Origin of the sequence: Streptomyces sp. NPDC018610, from assembly GCF_044391765.1 — a bacterium.
Lineage (GTDB): Bacteria > Actinomycetota > Actinomycetes > Streptomycetales > Streptomycetaceae > Streptomyces.
Window position 1 is genome coordinate 17,350 of record NZ_JBISAL010000007.1, and the last position, 16,264, is coordinate 33,613.

Below are 16,264 nucleotides of genomic sequence, written 5' to 3' on the forward strand. Positions count from 1 at the left end.
CGACGGGGAGGCCCCGCACCACTGACGGAGGCATCACGATGAACGCCCTTGCCCGCCCCACCCACGGCCGCGTGATCGGCGGAGTGTGCGCCGCGCTGGCTCGGCGCTTCGGCACCTCCGCGACGACGATGCGGGTGATCTTCCTGGCCTCGTGCCTGCTGCCGGGCCCGCAGTTCCTGGTCTACCTCGCGCTGTGGATCCTGCTGCCCTCGCAGGACAAGGCCGCCCGTACGGCCTGGTAGCCCGAGGCGTGAACGCCGCCGGGGCGCACCCTGAAGCGAGGGTGCGCCCCGGCGGCGTGCCGGCGTCGGGGCCGGATCAGCCCAGCGGGAAGCCGTTCACCTGCACGCCGTTGGTGGGCATGCTCTGCACCGGCATGCCGCCCAGCAGCCGGGTGGCCGACTGGACGGGGCCGCGCTGGAGGTCGCCGGCGGCGGGCTGGGCGGTGAGCCCCGAGCCGAGCACGGCCTCGGCCTGGTCCAGCGCCCGGCCGGCCGCCGGCAGCTGGGCGACGTTCCCCGTCGGGAGCTCCTTGGCCACGGCGCCCAGCGCCTGGCCGGCGTCCGGGACGGCCGGCGCGGCGTTCGCGGCGCCCGCGCCGGCGGCGGCGAAAGCGGCACCGAGAGCGGCGACACCGAGGGTCTTGGCGGCAGACTGCTTCATGAAAACGCGTCCTTGACTGGAAGACGGGGAACTGAGCGGTTCTCGACCGTAAACACGCCCGGCCGCCGGCCGCAAACACGGAAATGCGGACGGAATGTGAAGGCGGTCGCGCCCCCCTCGATTACCGATCATCCCTCGAATGCTGAGGACCCGCTGGTCGGAACGGTCCGGGTAAACAGCCATTCGGATTTCAGCGTCGCATATCCGGGCTTGATCACATCATTGATCATCGCCAGACGTTCATCGAAAGGAATGAACGCCGACTTCATGCCGTTGACAGTGAACCACTGCAGGTCGTCGAGCGTGTAACCGAACGCGTCGACAAGGTGCTCGAATTCCCGGCTCATACTCGTGTGGGACATAAGACGATTGTCCGTGTTGACCGTGGCGCGGAAATGGAGCCGGCGCAGCAGCCCGATCGGGTGTTCGGCGTAGGAGGCCGCCGCCCCGGTCTGGAGGTTGGAGCTGGGGCACAGCTCCAGCGGGACGCGCTTGTCGCGGACGTAGGAGGCCAGCCGCCCGAGTTCGACCGTGCCGTCCTCGCGGACGGTGATGTCGTCGATGATGCGCACCCCGTGCCCGAGCCGGTCGGCGCCGCACCACTGCAGCGCCTGCCAGATGGAGGGCAGTCCGAAGGCCTCGCCGGCGTGGATGGTGAAGTGGTTGTTGGCCCGCTTCAGGAACTCGAAGGCGTCCAGGTGCCGGGTGGGCGGGTAACCGGCCTCGGCGCCCGCGATGTCGAAGCCGACGACGCCCGAGTCCCGGTACCGGTCGGCGAGTTCGGCGATCTCCAGGGAGCGGGCCGCGTGCCGCATGGCGGTGAGCAGGGCGCCGACGCGGATGCGCCGGCCGGCGGCGAGGGCGAGCCGCTCCCCCTGCCGGAAGCCCTCGTCGACCGCCTCGACGACGTCCTCCAGGGCCAGCCCGGCCGTCAGGTGCTGCTCGGGGGCGTAGCGGATCTCGGCGTAGACGACGCCGTCCCGGGCGAGGTCCTCGGTCGCCTCGCGGGCGACCCGGACGAGCGCGTCGCGGGTCTGCATGACGGCCACGGTGTGGGAGAAGGTCTCCAGATAGCGTTCCAGGGATCCGGAGTCGGCGGCCTCGCGGAACCACAGGCCGAGCTTGTCCGGGTCGGTGTCGGGCAGTTCGCCGTAGCCGGCTTCGTGGGCGAGTTCGACGACGGTGGCGGGGCGGAGTCCGCCGTCGAGGTGGTCGTGCAGGAGAACCTTGGGCGCCCGGAGGATCTGGTCCGAGCTCGGTGTGTTTCCCTGTCGGGCGGTCTGGCTCGTCATTTCCGCACTCTAACTCCTACGCGCGTAGAAAGCGCCGTACCGGAGACGCGCGGAACAGGGTCCGTTCACATCCCGGGCCCGGCCGGCGGAATCGTCGATATGCAACGGTGACCGCACGGACGGGTGGCGTACACCGGCGCTTCTGACACTGTTCTGTCATGGCACAGCAAGCGACGCCGGTTCGCACGGCCCGGCTGGGGAGGACGCTCGGCCAGGAGCCGACGGCGGTGAGCGGAGCGGTGCTGCTGCTCCCGGGCGGCCAGGAGGTGTCCGGCCGCAGACCGTCCAGCCTGCTCGCGAACGCCTCCGTGCGCGCGCTGGGGCGCAGGCTGGCCCGCGCGGGCCGCGGGGAGGGCCTGGCGGCGCACGTGGTGCACTACCGCTATCGCGGCTGGAACGGCGGCGACGCGCACCTCGCCCGCGACGCCACCTGGGCGGTGGAGGAGGTCCTGCGGCGCTACGGCGACGTCCCGGTGTGCCTGGCAGGTCTGGACATGGGCGGCCGGGCGGCGCTGCGCGCGGGCGGCCACGAGGCCGTCAACTCGGTGGTGGCGATCGCCCCCTGGCTGCCCGAGGACGACGTCGCCGCCTCCCCCGAACCGGTGAAGCAGCTCGCCGGGCGCCAGGTGCTCATCGTGCACGGCACCAACGACGCGCGCACCGACCCCGAGCTGTCCTTCCGGTTCGCGGAGCGGGCGAAGAAGGCGAACCGCGAGGTGTGCCGGTTCGAGGTCCACGCCGACGGGCACGGGCTGCGCCAGTACCGCGACGAAGTCACCGCGCTCGCCGCGGACTTCATGATGGGGACCCTGTTCGGGCGGGCGTTCGCCCGGCCGGTGCGGGACGCGCTGGCCGCGCCGCCGCCGCTGGGCCTGCGGATGCCGCTGGCGGCGGGGTTCGGCGCGTCGCTGAGCTGGTAGCCCGTCACGGCAGGAGGCGGCCGCGGCGGGAGAGCAGGAACTTCTTGAAGGCGGCCACCGGGGGCGTGTCCGGGTGGCCCTCCAGCCAGGCCACGCCGATCTCGCGGGCCGCGCGCGGGGCGGTGACCGTCAGTTCGGCCACCCCCGGGCGGGGCACGGCCGGGGGCGGCAGCAGGGCGACGCCGAGGCCGGCCGCCACCAGGCCCCGCAGGGTCTCCGCCTCCTCGCCCTCGAAGGCGATCCGCGGCGTGAAGCCGGCCGCGCGGCACAGGTCGTCGGTGATCCGGCGCAGCCCGTAGCCGGGCTCCAGGGTCACGAACGCCTCGTCGGCGGCCTCGGCGAGGCGGATCCGCCGGCGGGCGGCGAGGCGGTGGTCGGCGGGGACGACCAGGCGCAGCTTCTGCTCGTCCAGGCGGCGCGCGACGAGGTCGGGGGCGTCCGGGACGGGCGAGGTGAGGCAGAGGTCCAGCTCGCCGGCGCGCAGCCGCTCCAGCATGGCCTCGCCGTAGTTCTGCACGAGGCTGAAGCGGACGCGGGGGTGGTCGGCGCGGAAGGCGTGGATGAGGCCGGGCACGGTCTCGGCGCCCATGGTGTGCAGGAAACCGAAGGCGACCTTGCCGGTGGCCGGGTCGGCGTCGGCGCGCACCTCCTCGGCGGCGCGTTCGATCTCGGCGAGGGCGCGTTCGACGGAGGCGAGGAAGGTGCGGCCGGCGGGGGTGAGGGCGACGGTGCGGCCCCGGCGGGCGAAGAGGTCGACGCCGAGGTCCTGTTCGAGCCGGACCATGGCGCGCGACAGGGTGGACTGCGGGACCCGCATCTCCTGCGCGGCCCGGGTGACGTGCTCGGTGCGGGCGACGCCGGCGAAGTGGGCGAGGCGCGGCGCGAGCAGCAGGGCGATCTCCTCACTGTTCGTTTCGATGACTTCTGTGTCACCGGACGGTGACAGACGGACCCGTGACCTCGGCTGATGCACCATGGGAACGATTATGTCGAGTCCGTGCATTGGACGGATGACGGGCCGCCTTCCTACGGTCGACGTATGTCTCCCGCCGATACCGGGGCGTCCGCCGTCGTGGACGCCGTGCCGGAAGCCCCCGCCGCTCCCGCCCCCGCGCCCGCCGCCGTCGGCGCGCCCTCGGTCCCCGAGGCCGCCGACACCCGGATGACGCCGGGTGGCCCCGGCTACCGCCGGATGAGCCTCGCCCTCTTCCTCGCCGGCGTCGCGACCTTCGCGCTGCTGTACTCCACGCAGGCGCTGCTGCCGCTGATCTCCGGCGAGTACGGGGTCGCGGCGAGCGAGGCGAGCTGGACCGTGGCGGCGGCGACCGGTGGTCTGGCGCTGTTCGTGCTGCCGATGAGCGCGCTGTCGGAACGTTTCGGCCGCCGTACGGTGATGACGGCCTCGCTCGCGGTCGCGGTGGTGGTCGGACTGCTGGTGCCGTTCGCGCCGTCGCTGGGCGCGCTGGTGGTGCTGCGGGCGCTGCAGGGCGCGGCGCTGGCGGGGCTGCCGGCCTCGGCGCAGGCGTATCTCGCGGAGGAGGTCAGGCCCAAGGCCCTGGTCACGGCGATCGGCCTGTTCGTGGCCGGCAACAGCGTGGGCGGGATGAGCGGCCGGGTGGTCACCGGCTGGGTCGCTCAGGAGTGGGGCTGGCGGGTCGCCGTCGGGGTCGTCGGCGTGGTGGCGGTGCTGTGCGCGGTCGCGTTCCGGATGCTGCTGCCGGCGCCGAGGCACTTCACGCCGGGGTCGCTGCGCCCGCGCGTGCTGGCCGGCACGGTTCGCGACCATCTGTCGAACCCGCTGCTGCGCCGCCTGTACGCGATCGGCGCGCTGTTCATGACGGTGTTCGGCGGCGTCTACACGGTGATCGGCTACCGCCTGACCGAGGCGCCCTTCTCGCTGCCGCAGGGCATCGTCGGCTCGATCTTCCTGGTGTACCTGGTGGGCACGGTGTCGGCGTCGACGGCGGGGCGGCTGGTGGGCCGGCTGGGCCGCAGGGGCGCCCTGTACCTGGCGGGCGCGACGACGGCGGCGGGGCTGCTGCTGTCCCTGCTGGACTCGGTCGTTCCGGTGCTGCTGGGCCTGGTCCTGATCACGGCGGGCTTCTTCGCCGGTCACGCGGTGGCCTCCTCGGCGGTCAGCCGGACGGCGACCCGCGGCCGGGCGCAGGCCTCCGCCCTCTACCAGTCGGCGTACTACATCGGCTCCAGCGTGGGCAGCACGGTCGGCGCGACCGCCTTCCACGCCCAGGGCTGGTCGGGGACGGTCGCCGTGGGGCTGCTGGCGGTGCTGGGCGTGGTGGCGATCACGGTCCTCGGGTCCCGGGCGGCCCGCGTGGCGGCGCGCCGGACGCCGGTGTCCGCGTGAGCGGCGGCACGCACCGGACGCCGGTGTCCGGGTGAGGGAAGGGCGTGCCTGCCGGGGCGTCGGTGTCCGCGTGCGTGAAGGCGCGCGGACACCGGTGTGAGTGCGGTCCGCACACGCCTGTGACCTGCTGATCCGTCCGCTCCGAAGGCCGTTGTCAGTGGCCTGCGCTAGCTTTTCGAAGTGCTGGGCGCGACGACGCGTCCAGGACACAGCGGCCACAGGGGCGGGTGGACGACGATGGGCGACGGTACGGCGACGGCGACCGATCTCGGCAGGGAGCTGGAGAGGTACCGGGTCGAGCTGACCGGGTACTGCTACCGCATGCTGGGCTCGTCCTTCGAGGCGGAGGACGCGGTCCAGGACACGCTGGTCCGCGCCTGGCGCAGCCACGACAAGTTCGAGGGCCGCTCCAGCCTGCGGTCCTGGCTGTACCGGATCGCGACCAACGTGTGCCTGGACCTGCTCTCCGCGGGCAACAAGCGGGCGCGGCCGATGGACCTGACCGAGTCGACGCCGCTGGCCCAGGCCGCTCTGGCGCCCCGTCCGGACAGCACCTGGCTGGAGCCGATGCCCGACGGCCGGGTGCTGCCGACGGTCGACGACCCGGCGCAGGCCGCGGTCGCCAAGGAGTCGGTGCGGCTCGCCTTCATGGCCGCGCTCCAGCAGCTGCCGCCCAGGCAGCGGGCGGTGCTGATCCTGCGCGAGGTGCTGGCCTGGAAGGCGAGCGAGGTCGCCGAACTGCTCGGCACCACGGTCGCCTCGGTCAACAGCGCCCTCCAGCGCGCGCGGGCCACGCTCGCCGAGCGGGAGGGACAGGGAGCCCGCGCGGAGGTGTCCGACCCGCTGGACGAGGAGCAGCAGCGCCTCCTGGAGCGCTATGTGCGGGCCTTCGAGGGATACGACATGACGGCGCTGACCGCGCTGCTGCACGAGGACGCGGTCATGACGATGCCGCCGTTCGACCTGTGGCTGACCGGGCCGGCCGACATCACCGGCTTCATGTCGACCCTGGGCGCCTCCTGCGCGGACTCCCGGCTGCTGCCGGTGCGCGCCAACGGCCTGCCCGGCTTCGCCCATTACAAGCCGGACCCGGACAAGGGCGGCTTCACGCCGTGGGCGGTGCAGGTGCTGGAGATATCAGAGGGGCGGATCGCCGGGTTCCACTGCTTCCTGGACACGGGCCGGTGGTTCCCGCTGTTCGGGCTTCCCCTCCACCTGGAAGGGGAGGCCGACCAGGTCGAGCAGGCCCAGTAGGGCCGGGTCGGGATCGCGCAGCCGTATCCCTCCCCCGGCCCGCCGGGCGGCGAGCCGCAACCGCGCCAGCAGCTCCACGGCGCCGAGACCGGGTGGCCCCAGCCCGCCGACGTCGCACACCACGACCCGGGCACGGGTCGCGGCCAGCAGCCGCCGCACGTCGTCGCACAGCCCCCTCACCTCCTCCCGGGTGACGGGGCCGGCGAGCACGAGCACGGGCGGGGCGGGTCTCCTGGCGTCCACGATCTGCAGACCGCCGGGTGGGCCGTAACTCATCGGGGCGGGCGGTGAGGGGTCGTCGGAGGCGGGACGGGGCGGAGATCACGTTGACCCGCCGGCCGCCCTCCCCGGAGGGTGACTGCATGCCCCATGGATCAGCACCGCCCCGGATACCCGACGGCCCTCTCGCGTCCACCGAGGGGGCCGCGTGCAGGGGGTGCTGACCGGTTTCGCGGTCATCGCGGTGGTGATCGGCGTCGGCTACGCGCTCGGGCGGCGCGGCTCGCTCGGGGAGCAGGGCGGCGAGGTGCTGACCAGGCTGGCCTTCCACGTGGCGACCCCGGCGCTGCTGTTCACCACGCTCGCCCGCGCCGACCTGGCGGTGGTCTTCTCCAGCCGGCTCCTGGTGACGGCGATGAGCACCGCCGCGGCCGCCGGCGTCTTCGTGGCCGTCGGCGCCGTACGGCACTGGGGCGTGGGCCGCACCACGATCGGCGCGCTGTGCTCCAGTTACGTCAACTCCGGCAACCTCGGCATCCCGATCGCCGCGTACGTCCTGGGCGACGCCTCGCTGGTGGCGCCGGTGCTGCTGTTCCAGCAGATCGTGGTGACGCCCGTCGCGCTGACCGTGCTGGACCTGACCGGCGCGGGCGAGAAGGGCCCGCTGTGGCGGCGGCTGCTCACCCCGCTGCGCAACCCGATCGCGGTGGGCGCGCTGAGCGGGGTCCTCGTCTCCGCGGCCGGGTGGACGGTGCCCGGCCCGGTCATGGAGCCCCTCACCCTGATCGCCAACATGTCGGTCCCCGCGGTCCTGCTGGCCTTCGGCATCGCCCTGCCCGGCAGTGCGGCCCCCGGTCGTGGCCGCGACCGCCATCCGGTGCTGCTGTCCGTCGCCCTCAAGTCGCTGGGCCAGCCCATGGCCGCGTGGGCGCTGGCGGCCGGCGTCTTCGGCCTGCGCGGCGCGCCCCTGCTGGACGTGGTGGTCACCTCGGCCCTGCCCGCCGCCCAGAACCTGTTCACCTATGCCAGCCGCTACCAGGTGGGCGAGTCCCTGGCCCGCGAGTCCATCCTGCTGTCGACCCTGCTCTCGGTCCCGGTCCTGGTGGCGATCGCGGCGCTGCTGGGATGAGGGACGGTCAGTCGACCGGGAACTCGCTGGTGTCGATCACCAGGTCGAACGGAGCCGGGAGCTTGACGGGCTCACCGAACTTGGCCGTGGCCAGAGGGCGGTAGACGTCGCCCCTGGGCTCACCGTGGAGCGTGATCGTGGGACCGTCGGGGGCCCAGCGGTCGACCAGGAGGTAGAACGGGATGCCCGCGGCGGCGTAGGCGGCGGCCTTGCTGATGCGGTCGTGGCGGGCGTTCGACTTGGAGGTCACTTCCACGACGAGTTCGGCGAGGGCGGCGGGCACGTGGGTGTCCGCCTCCGTGCACTCCGGCAATGGAGCCACTACGAGATCCGGGACGAGCATGCCCAGCCGCGACGGCACGGCGATGGCCAACGTCTGGAAGACCTCCCAGTCCTCAGGGATCACTGAGTAGAGGCGACGCTGGATGCGGGCGGCGATGACGTTGTGACGAGGTGCGGGAGCAGGTGACACGGTGATGATCCCCTCGATGATCTCCACCTTGCTGCCCTCGGGCCATTCCATCTCTTCCCAGAACCGGACGAGGTCGTCCCAGCTCTGGTCGGGGTCCTGGCTCACGGTGAGTGCGCTCATGGCGGTTCTCCTATCGGTGCGTCACCGATCCCAGCATGCCGAACGGGACCGGTGGCGGTCCACCGGCCCCGTTCGCCCGAACGAGGGAAGCGCAGGTCAGGCGATACGTTCCAGCACGACCGGGGTCGCCTTGAAGTCCGTGCCGGCCGGGGCGATGTCGTAGGAGCCCCGCGTGGCCTGGAGGGCGTAGTCGAAGCGCTCGGGGGTGTCGGTGTGGAGGGTCATCAGGGGCTGGCCCGCCGTGACCGTGTCGCCGGGCTTGGCGTGCAGCTCGACGCCCGCCGCCGCCTGCACCGGGTCCTCCTTGCGGGCCCGGCCGGCGCCCAGGCGCCAGGCGGCGACACCGATGTCGTAGGCGTCCAGGCGGGTCAGGACCCCGGTGGCGGAGGCCGTGATCACGTGCTGTTCCTTCGAGGTGGGCAGGGCCGCGTCCGGGTCGCCGCCCTGGGCCGCGATCATCCGGCGCCAGACGTCCATCGCCGAGCCGTCGGCCAGGGCCTTGGCCGGGTCGGCGTCCTTCAGGCCGGCCGCGTCCAGCATCTCCCGGGCCAGGGCCAGGGTCAGCTCGACCACGTCCGCCGGGCCGCCGCCCGCCAGGACCTCCACGGACTCGCGGATCTCCAGCGCGTTGCCCGCCGTCAGGCCGAGCGGGGTCGACATGTCGGTCAGCAGCGCGACCGTCCTCACGCCGTGGTCCGTGCCCAGGCCGACCATGGTGGAGGCCAGCTCGCGGGCGTCCTCGATCGTCTTCATGAAGGCGCCGGAGCCGACCTTGACGTCCAGGACCAGCGAGCCGGTCCCCTCGGCGATCTTCTTGGACATGATGGAGGAGGCGATCAGCGGGATCGCCTCGACCGTGCCCGTGACGTCACGCAGGGCGTACAGCTTCTTGTCGGCGGGCGCGAGGCCGTCGCCCGCCGCGCAGATCACCGCGCCGCAGCCGTCGAGCACCGACAGCATCTCCTCGTTGGACAGCAGCGCGCGCCAGCCGGGGATCGACTCCAGCTTGTCCAGCGTGCCGCCGGTGTGGCCGAGGCCCCGGCCCGACAGCTGCGGGACGGCCGCGCCGCAGGCGGCGACCAGCGGGGCCAGCGGCAGGGTGATCTTGTCGCCGACACCGCCGGTGGAGTGCTTGTCGGCGGTGGGGCGGGACAGGGAGGAGAAGTCCATGCGCTCGCCGGAGGCGATCATCGCGGCGGTCCAGCGGGCGATCTCCCGGCGGTCCATGCCGTTGAGCAGGATGGCCATGGCGAGCGCGGACATCTGCTCGTCGGCGACCTCCCCGCGGGTGTACGCGTCGATGACCCAGTCGATCTGCTCGTCGCTGAGCTCACCGCGGTCCCGCTTGGTGCGGATGACGGAGATGGCGTCCATGGCCATGGGGTTCGGTTCCTTCCGGTGGTGCGAAGGGGGCTGAGAGGAAAAGCGGGTGGAAGCCGGGGGAAGCCCGGGGAAACGGGTGCGGCCCCTCCGGCCAGGACGGGCTCGGAGGGGCCGCACGGTCTCACTTGGCGAGGTGGTCCGGGCCGAAGGCCTGCGGCAGCATCGCGGACAGCGGCAGGATCCCCTCGGGGGTCTCCAGCAGCAGGTCAGGGCCGCCGAACTCGTACAGCAGCTGGCGGCAGCGCCCGCACGGCACGAGGATGTCGCCGCGGCCGTCCACGCAGGTGAAGTGGGTCAGCCGGCCGCCGCCGCTGTTCTGCAGCTGCGAGACGAGACCGCACTCGGCGCACAGGCCGATCCCGTAGGAGGCGTTCTCGACGTTGCAGCCGGTGACGGTGCGGCCGTCGTCGACCAGGGCGGCGACGCCGACCGGGTAGCCGGAGTAGGGGGCGTAGGCGCGGCACATCGCCGCCCGCGCCTCCTCGCGCAGCGCCGCCCAGTCGACCGTCGTCGGCTCCTGGCTCACTTGCCCTGCCCCTTCCGGTACGGCAGACCGTCCGCCTTCGGCATCCGCAGGTGCTGCGCGGACAGCGACAGCACCAGCAGGGTGACGATGTAGGGGGTCGCGGTCACGACCTGCTTCGGCACGTCGTCGGTGCCGACGTACCAGACGAACATCAGCGCCGAGACGACGGCGGTGATGACGGCGGGCACCAGCTTCTTCTTCCACACCAGGTACGCGACCCCGAACACCAGCAGGATCGCCAGCAGCAGGATCAGCGCGTGGACGTTGGTGGTGCCGCCGCGCAGGTTCAGGCTGTCGGTGTAACCGAACAGGCCGGCGCCGAGGGCGAGGCCGCCCGGCATCCAGTTGCCGAAGATCATCGCGGCGAGGCCGATGTAGCCGCGGCCGGCGGTCTGCCCGTCGAGGTAGACGTTGGAGGCGACGATCGACAGGAACGCGCCGCCGAGGCCGGCGAAGCCGCCGGAGATGATCACGGCGAGGTACTTGTACTTGTAGACGTTGACACCGAGCGATTCGGCGGCGACCGGGTTCTCGCCGCAGGAGCGCAGCCGGAGGCCGAACGCGGTGCGCCACAGCACCCACCAGGACAGCGGGACCAGGGCGACGGCGATGACGGTCAGCGGCGACAGGTCGGTGATCAGGCCGCCGAGCAGGCCGGCGATGTCGGAGACCAGGAACCAGTGCTTGCCGTTGAGGGTGGCGAGCCAGTCGGACAGTCCCGGGATGTCGAAGGTGCCGAGCGAGTCGATCGGCGGGGACTGCTTGGAGGAGCCCTGCGGGACGCCCTCGAAGGTGAACTTCGACAGGTAGCGGGTGGTGCCGAGCGCCAGGATGTTGATGGCCACACCGGAGACGATGTGGTTGACGTTGAACGTCACGGTGGCGACGGCGTGCAGCAGGGCGCCGAGCGCGCCGCCGGCGATGCCGAACAGGACGCCGATCCACGGGCCCCACTGGTAGCCGGCCCAGGCGCCGAACCAGGTGCCGAGGATCATCATGCCTTCGAGGCCGATGTTGACGACGCCGGCGCGTTCGGCCCACAGGCCGCCGAGGCCGGCCAGGCCGATCGGCACGGCCAGCCGCAGGGCGGTGGACATCTGCCCGATGGAGGTGATCTCGTCGGCGCCGGTGATCAGCCGGACGGCCGAGGTCAGCACCAGCACGCCCGCGATGATCAGCAGGAGTACCGGCAGGGAGAACCGGCGGCTGCCCTTGCCGGGCTGCTTCGCCTGCGGCTCGGCGATGGTCGCGGTGGTCATCGGGCCGCCACCTCCTTCTTCTCGGAGTTGTTCTGGGCGGCGGCCGCGGCGAGCTCGGCGCCGACCTGCTTCTGCTGGCGGCGCAGACCCCACTGGCGCACGGCCTCGTAGGAGATGACGACCGCGAAGACGATCAGGCCCTGCATGATCGTGGCGATCTCCTTCTCGTACGCCACCGGGGTGGCGTAGTCGAGGGCGGGAGAGGCCTTGTCGAGGAAGGCGATCAGCAGCGCGGCGAAGGCGATGCCGACCGGGTTGTTGCGGCCGAGCAGGGCGATGGTGATGCCGGTGAAGCCTAGGCCCGTCGGGAAGCTCAGGCTGTAGGTGTGGGAGTCGCCGAGCAGCAGCGGCAGGCCCGAGAGGCCCGCGACCGCGCCGGAGATCAGCATGGCGGTGAGGACCATCTTCTTGGCGTCGACGCCGGAGGCCGCGGCGGCGGTCTCGGACTCGCCGGTGGCGCGCAGGTCGAAGCCGAAGCGGGTGCGGTTGAGGACGACCCAGTAGACGACGCCCATGGCGACGGCGAGGAAGACCAGGCCGTAGATCTCGCCGACGTCCGAGCCCAGGTTGATGCCCGGGATCCAGCCGGACTTCTTCATGATGCCGGTCGTCATGTTGTTGCCGACCTGCACGCCCCACACGTCGGAGAGGGTGAGGTAGCCGATGAGGCTGGTGGCGATGGAGTTGAGCATGATCGTGGCGACGACCTCGCTCACGCCCCGGGTGACCTTCAGGACGCCCGCGATGCCGGCCCAGAAGGCGCCGGTGAGCATGCCCACGATGAGCAGCACGGGGATCTGCAGGAAGGACGGCAGCGCGACGTGGGCGCCGACGACGGCGGTCATCATCGCGGCGAGCCGGTACTGGCCGTCGACGCCGATGTTGAACAGGTTCATGCGGAAGCCGACGGCGACCGCGAGCGCGGCCAGGTAGTACATCGACGCCTGGTTCAGGATCAGCACCTGGACGTCGGAGAAGCCGGCCTGCTGGAGCATCAGCGTGTACGGCTCGATCGGGCTCTTGCCCGAGGCGATCAGCACGACCGAGGTCAGCACGATCGCCGCGACGAGCGCGATGACCGGACCGGCCACCGCGAGGAGCACCCGCTCCTTGTCGAACTTCTTCATCGGGCCTCGTCCTCCGGACCGGCGGCTTCGTCGGTGGTGTCGTCGTGTTCCAGGTGGCCGGAGGCGGCGCCCGTCATGGCCGAGCCCAGCTCCTCCGGGGTGATGGTGGCGGGGTCGGCGTCGGCGACGAGGCGGCCGTTGTAGATCACCCGCAGGGTGTCGGACAGGCCGATCAGCTCGTCCAGGTCGGCCGAGATCAGCAGCACGGCCAGGCCCTCGCGGCGGGCCTCGCGGATGTGGTCCCAGATCGCGGCCTGCGCGCCGACGTCCACACCGCGGGTGGGGTGGGCGGCGATCAGGAACTTCGGGCTGTGGCTCATCTCGCGGCCGACGATCAGCTTCTGCTGGTTGCCGCCGGACAGGGAGGCGGCGGTGACGTCGATGCCGGGGGTGCGGACGTCGTACGCCTCGACGATGCGGCGGGTGTCGTCCTGGGCGCCCTTGGGGTCGAGCCAGAAGCCCTTGGCGTTGGGGCGTTCGGTGACGTGGCCGAGGATGCGGTTCTCCCACAGCGGGGCTTCCAGCAGGAGGCCGTGGCGGTGGCGGTCCTCGGGGATGTAGCCGACGCCGGACTCGCGGCGCCTGCGGGTGGGCCAGGGGGTGATGTCCTCCTCGCCCAGGGTGATGGTGCCGGAGTCGGCGTGCTTGAGGCCGATGAGGGCCTCGATCAGCTCGGTCTGGCCGTTGCCCTCGACGCCCGCGAGGCCGAGGACCTCGCCGGCGTGGATGGTGAAGGTGATGTCGTCGAGGACGGCGCGGCCGCCCTCGGCCTGAAGACGCAGCTTGTCGACGGTGAGGACCGGGCGGTCGGTGACGGTCGACTCGGCGGTCTCCGGGGTCGGCAGTTCGCTGCCCACCATCATCTCGGCGAGCTGGCGGGGGGTGGTCTCGGCGGGGACGGCGGTGCCGACCGTGGTGCCGCGCCGGATGACGGTGATGTCGTCGGCGACGGAGAGGACCTCGCCCAGCTTGTGGGAGATGAAGATGACGGACAGGCCCTCGGACTTCAGCTCGCGCAGGTTGTCGAAGAGCGCGTCGACCTCCTGCGGGACGAGCACGGCGGTCGGCTCGTCGAGGATGAGGGTGGTGGCGCCGCGGTAGAGGACCTTGAGGATCTCCACGCGCTGGCGGTCGGCGACGCCGAGGTTCTCGACCAGGGCGTCGGGGCGCACGCCGAGGCCGTAGCGCTCGGAGATCTCCTTGATCTTGTTGCGGGCGTTGCCGCCGATGCCGTAGAGCTTCTCGCTGCCGAGGACCACGTTCTCGAGGACGGTGAGGTTGTCGGCCAGCATGAAGTGCTGGTGGACCATGCCGATGCCGCGGGCGATGGCGTCGGCGGGGCTGCCGAAGGCGACCTGCTCGCCGTCGATCGCGATGGTGCCCTCGTCCGGCTTCTGCATGCCGTAGAGGATCTTCATCAGGGTCGACTTGCCGGCGCCGTTCTCGCCGACGAGGGCGTGGACGGTGCCCTTGCGGACCGTCAGGTGGATGTCGTGGTTGGCGACGACTCCGGGGAACCGCTTGGTGATGCCCGCGAGCTCCACCGCCACGGTCGACCGAGCGGTGAGCGGAGGGCTGCTGGACGCGTCGATGGCGCACTCTCCTCAGGAAAGGGGCCGCTCTACGCGCGTAGCGCCCCTGCTTTAAATAGTGCCCGGATCTGATCGATCGTGAATTTCTCTCGATCCGTTCCGAGCATTCTGCCGCGAACGGGGCGCGGGTCGACGAGCTCGCCCGCACCCCGTTCCGTGGCCGTAACGCTGCCACTGCAGCGTTGTTTTGACCATGCCTACGACGGGTTCACCCCCGGTCGCGACAGGTCCGTGACCCTTCGGTCAGGAGGTCTTGACCTTGATGCTGCCGTTCTTGATGCCATCCTCGGCCTTCTTCAGCGCGGCCTGCAGGCCGGCGTTGTTCTTGAAGACCGGGTTGGAGTCGGCGAGGCTGACACCGCCGGTGGACAGGCTGGCACGGACCTCACCGGTCTGGGGCTTGCCGTCCTTGACCGACTTGGCCAGGTTGTAGACCGCGCCCGCGACGTCCTTCATGGCCGAGGTGAGGATCGAGTCCTTGTACTTGGCCAGCGCGTCCTGCTGGTACTGGTCGGAGTCGACGCCGATGGCCCAGATCTTGTGGGCGTTGGCGGCCTTGATGACGCCCTGGCCGGAGAGGCCGGCGGCGGCGTAGACCACGTCGGCGCCCGCGTCGATCTGGCCGTTGGCGGCGTTCTCGCCCTTGTCCGGGCTGGCGAAGCCGCCCTCGGCGGCCGTCTCGGTCAGGTACTGCGACTTGACCTTGACGCCCTTCTTGGTGTCCGCGACGCCCTGCTTGAAGCCGGCCTCGAACTTGTGGATGAGCGGGACGTCCACGCCGCCGATGAAGCCGACGGTGTTCGACTTGGTGGTCTTGGCGGCGGCGACGCCGGCCAGGTAGGAGGCCTGCTCCTCGTGGAAGACCAGGTCGGCGACGTTGTCGGCCTTGATGGTGTTGTCGTCGACGATGCCGAAGGTGGTCTTCGGGTACTTGGCCGCGACCTCCTTGACGGCGGGAGCGTAGGCGAAGCCGACGCCGACCACCGGGTTGTAGCCCTGCTTGGCGAGGGTCTCCAGGCGCTGCGCCTTGTCGGCGTCCGACTCGCCGTCCTGCGGCTCGACGGCGGCGCTCTTGTAGCCGTACTCCTGGTCGGCCTTCTCCATGCCGGCCGTGGCGGCGTCGTTGAAGGACTGGTCGCCCTTGCCGCCGACGTCGTAGGCCAGGGCGAGGCCCAGGTTCTTCTTCGCGCCGTTGCCGGCCGACTCGCTGGACGAGCTGCTGCCACAGGCGGAAACGGTGACGGCGAGAGCTGCGGTTGCAACGCCTGCAACCGCGATACGGGACACCCGGCGCATGGAACGAGACTCCTTTGTGCAAGCGCCCAAACCAGGCGCTGGTTCCGCCGCAGCGTAACGCGCGTAGACCAGACGGAAAACCCCTTCTGTCCGGTCCGTTATCGACCTGTGGCCACACTCACGGCCCCTCCTCACGGACAGCACAACGCCCCTTGCGCAAGGCGAGGGGGGCGCCTCCGGCGGGGGCGGGGATGACCGCGGGGCGGGGTGGGGGTGGCCTTCGGCCGGGTGAGCCAGTGGTCTTCGGGCAGTTGGGCGGGTGGCCTTGGGCGGGTGGGGGTGACGTGGGGGCTGATGGGGTGTCTCCGGCTGGGGGGAGGTGCTCGCGGCTTGGTGAGGGGGCCTCCGGCCGGGTGCGAGTGGCCTTCGCGGGGCGGGTGAGAGTGGGGTGGCGGCGGGTGGGGGATGCCTGCGGCTGGGCGGACGTGGGTTCCGGGCGGGGGTGGCCGGTGCGGGCGGGCATGGATACCCGGGGGGGTGGCCGGTGCGGGCGGGGGTTGGCCGGTGCGGGCGGGCGTGGATACCGGGCGGGGGGCGGCCGGTGCGTGCGGGAGTGGCCGGTGCGGGCGGGGTGCCACCGCGCCCGCACGGGGAACAGCCCCGGGCCGGGGCAGGCGCCGCGCACCGGGCCGGCCCGGCCCGGGAAG

General features: G+C 71.9%; 16 protein-coding genes. 5 read left to right on the top strand and 11 right to left on the bottom strand.

Annotated elements, in window-relative coordinates; translation table 11 throughout:
- Positions 1-38: 38 nt before the first annotated feature.
- Complete coding sequence (locus ACH5A8_RS18665; protein ID WP_399003242.1) at positions 39-242, top strand: PspC domain-containing protein; 204 nt, start codon at positions 39-41, stop codon at positions 240-242.
- Positions 243-318: 76 nt separating this feature from the next.
- On the opposite strand, the gene ACH5A8_RS18670 is transcribed toward ACH5A8_RS18665, so the two are convergent.
- Entirely contained in the window at positions 319-663 is a 345-nt protein-coding gene (locus tag ACH5A8_RS18670) for an ATP-binding protein (protein WP_399003244.1), read from the bottom strand.
- Positions 664-791: 128 nt separating this feature from the next.
- Positions 792-1,955 (bottom strand): adenosine deaminase, encoded by a 1,164-nt coding sequence (locus ACH5A8_RS18675; protein WP_399003246.1) that lies wholly within the window; start codon positions 1,953-1,955, stop codon positions 792-794.
- A gap of 158 nt (positions 1,956-2,113) precedes the next feature.
- On the opposite strand from ACH5A8_RS18675, the gene ACH5A8_RS18680 reads away from it, so the two are divergent.
- On the top strand, positions 2,114-2,875 hold the full coding sequence (locus ACH5A8_RS18680; protein ID WP_399003248.1) for an alpha/beta hydrolase: 762 nt from the start codon (positions 2,114-2,116) through the stop codon (positions 2,873-2,875).
- 4 nt (positions 2,876-2,879) lie between these two features.
- Here ACH5A8_RS18680 and ACH5A8_RS18685 read toward each other — a convergent pair whose 3' ends face one another.
- Positions 2,880-3,851, bottom strand: a complete 972-nt coding sequence (locus ACH5A8_RS18685; RefSeq protein WP_399003250.1) for a LysR substrate-binding domain-containing protein — start codon at positions 3,849-3,851, stop codon at positions 2,880-2,882.
- Between the two features lie 63 nt (positions 3,852-3,914).
- Between ACH5A8_RS18685 and ACH5A8_RS18690 the strand changes: the two genes are divergently transcribed.
- Together ACH5A8_RS18690 and ACH5A8_RS18695 are read left to right on the top strand one after the other, a co-directional pair.
- Positions 3,915-5,240, top strand: a complete 1,326-nt coding sequence (locus tag ACH5A8_RS18690) for an MFS transporter (protein WP_399003252.1) — start codon at positions 3,915-3,917, stop codon at positions 5,238-5,240.
- A 237-nt stretch (positions 5,241-5,477) separates the two neighbouring features.
- Entirely contained in the window at positions 5,478-6,494 is a 1,017-nt protein-coding gene (locus tag ACH5A8_RS18695) for a sigma-70 family RNA polymerase sigma factor (RefSeq protein WP_399003254.1), read from the top strand.
- On the opposite strand, the gene ACH5A8_RS18700 is transcribed toward ACH5A8_RS18695, so the two are convergent.
- Positions 6,378-6,770, bottom strand: coding sequence for an STAS domain-containing protein (locus ACH5A8_RS18700; protein ID WP_399003256.1), 393 nt, complete (start codon positions 6,768-6,770; stop codon positions 6,378-6,380). The two genes, ACH5A8_RS18695 and ACH5A8_RS18700, sit on opposite strands and share 117 nt — an antisense overlap.
- Before the next feature lie 151 nt (positions 6,771-6,921).
- On the opposite strand from ACH5A8_RS18700, the gene ACH5A8_RS18705 reads away from it, so the two are divergent.
- Positions 6,922-7,842 (top strand): AEC family transporter, encoded by a 921-nt coding sequence (locus ACH5A8_RS18705; RefSeq protein ID WP_399003258.1) that lies wholly within the window; start codon positions 6,922-6,924, stop codon positions 7,840-7,842.
- 7 nt (positions 7,843-7,849) lie between these two features.
- Here the strand turns inward: ACH5A8_RS18705 and ACH5A8_RS18710 are convergent, their stop codons facing one another.
- The 7 genes from ACH5A8_RS18710 to ACH5A8_RS18740 form a co-directional block, all read right to left on the bottom strand.
- Positions 7,850-8,434 (bottom strand): Uma2 family endonuclease, encoded by a 585-nt coding sequence (locus ACH5A8_RS18710; protein WP_399003260.1) that lies wholly within the window; start codon positions 8,432-8,434, stop codon positions 7,850-7,852.
- Positions 8,435-8,530: 96 nt separating this feature from the next.
- Positions 8,531-9,808, bottom strand: coding sequence for a thymidine phosphorylase (locus ACH5A8_RS18715; protein WP_399003930.1), 1,278 nt, complete (start codon positions 9,806-9,808; stop codon positions 8,531-8,533).
- Between the two features lie 130 nt (positions 9,809-9,938).
- On the bottom strand, positions 9,939-10,343 hold the full coding sequence (locus tag ACH5A8_RS18720) for a cytidine deaminase (RefSeq protein ID WP_399003262.1): 405 nt from the start codon (positions 10,341-10,343) through the stop codon (positions 9,939-9,941).
- Positions 10,340-11,602, bottom strand: a complete 1,263-nt coding sequence (locus tag ACH5A8_RS18725) for an ABC transporter permease (RefSeq protein ID WP_399003264.1) — start codon at positions 11,600-11,602, stop codon at positions 10,340-10,342. Before ACH5A8_RS18725 ends, ACH5A8_RS18720 begins: the two co-directional genes overlap by 4 nt.
- The gene (locus tag ACH5A8_RS18730; protein WP_399003266.1) at positions 11,599-12,729 is read right to left on the bottom strand and encodes an ABC transporter permease; all 1,131 of its coding nucleotides are present in this window, start codon (positions 12,727-12,729) and stop codon (positions 11,599-11,601) included. Before ACH5A8_RS18730 ends, ACH5A8_RS18725 begins: the two co-directional genes overlap by 4 nt.
- Positions 12,726-14,279: an ABC transporter ATP-binding protein gene (locus ACH5A8_RS18735; protein WP_399003268.1), complete on the bottom strand. Its 1,554-nt coding sequence runs from the start codon at positions 14,277-14,279 to the stop codon at positions 12,726-12,728. The genes ACH5A8_RS18730 and ACH5A8_RS18735 overlap by 4 nt, the downstream gene beginning before the upstream one ends.
- A gap of 285 nt (positions 14,280-14,564) precedes the next feature.
- Complete coding sequence (locus tag ACH5A8_RS18740; RefSeq protein WP_399003270.1) at positions 14,565-15,617, bottom strand: BMP family protein; 1,053 nt, start codon at positions 15,615-15,617, stop codon at positions 14,565-14,567.
- Positions 15,618-16,264 lie beyond the last annotated feature (647 nt).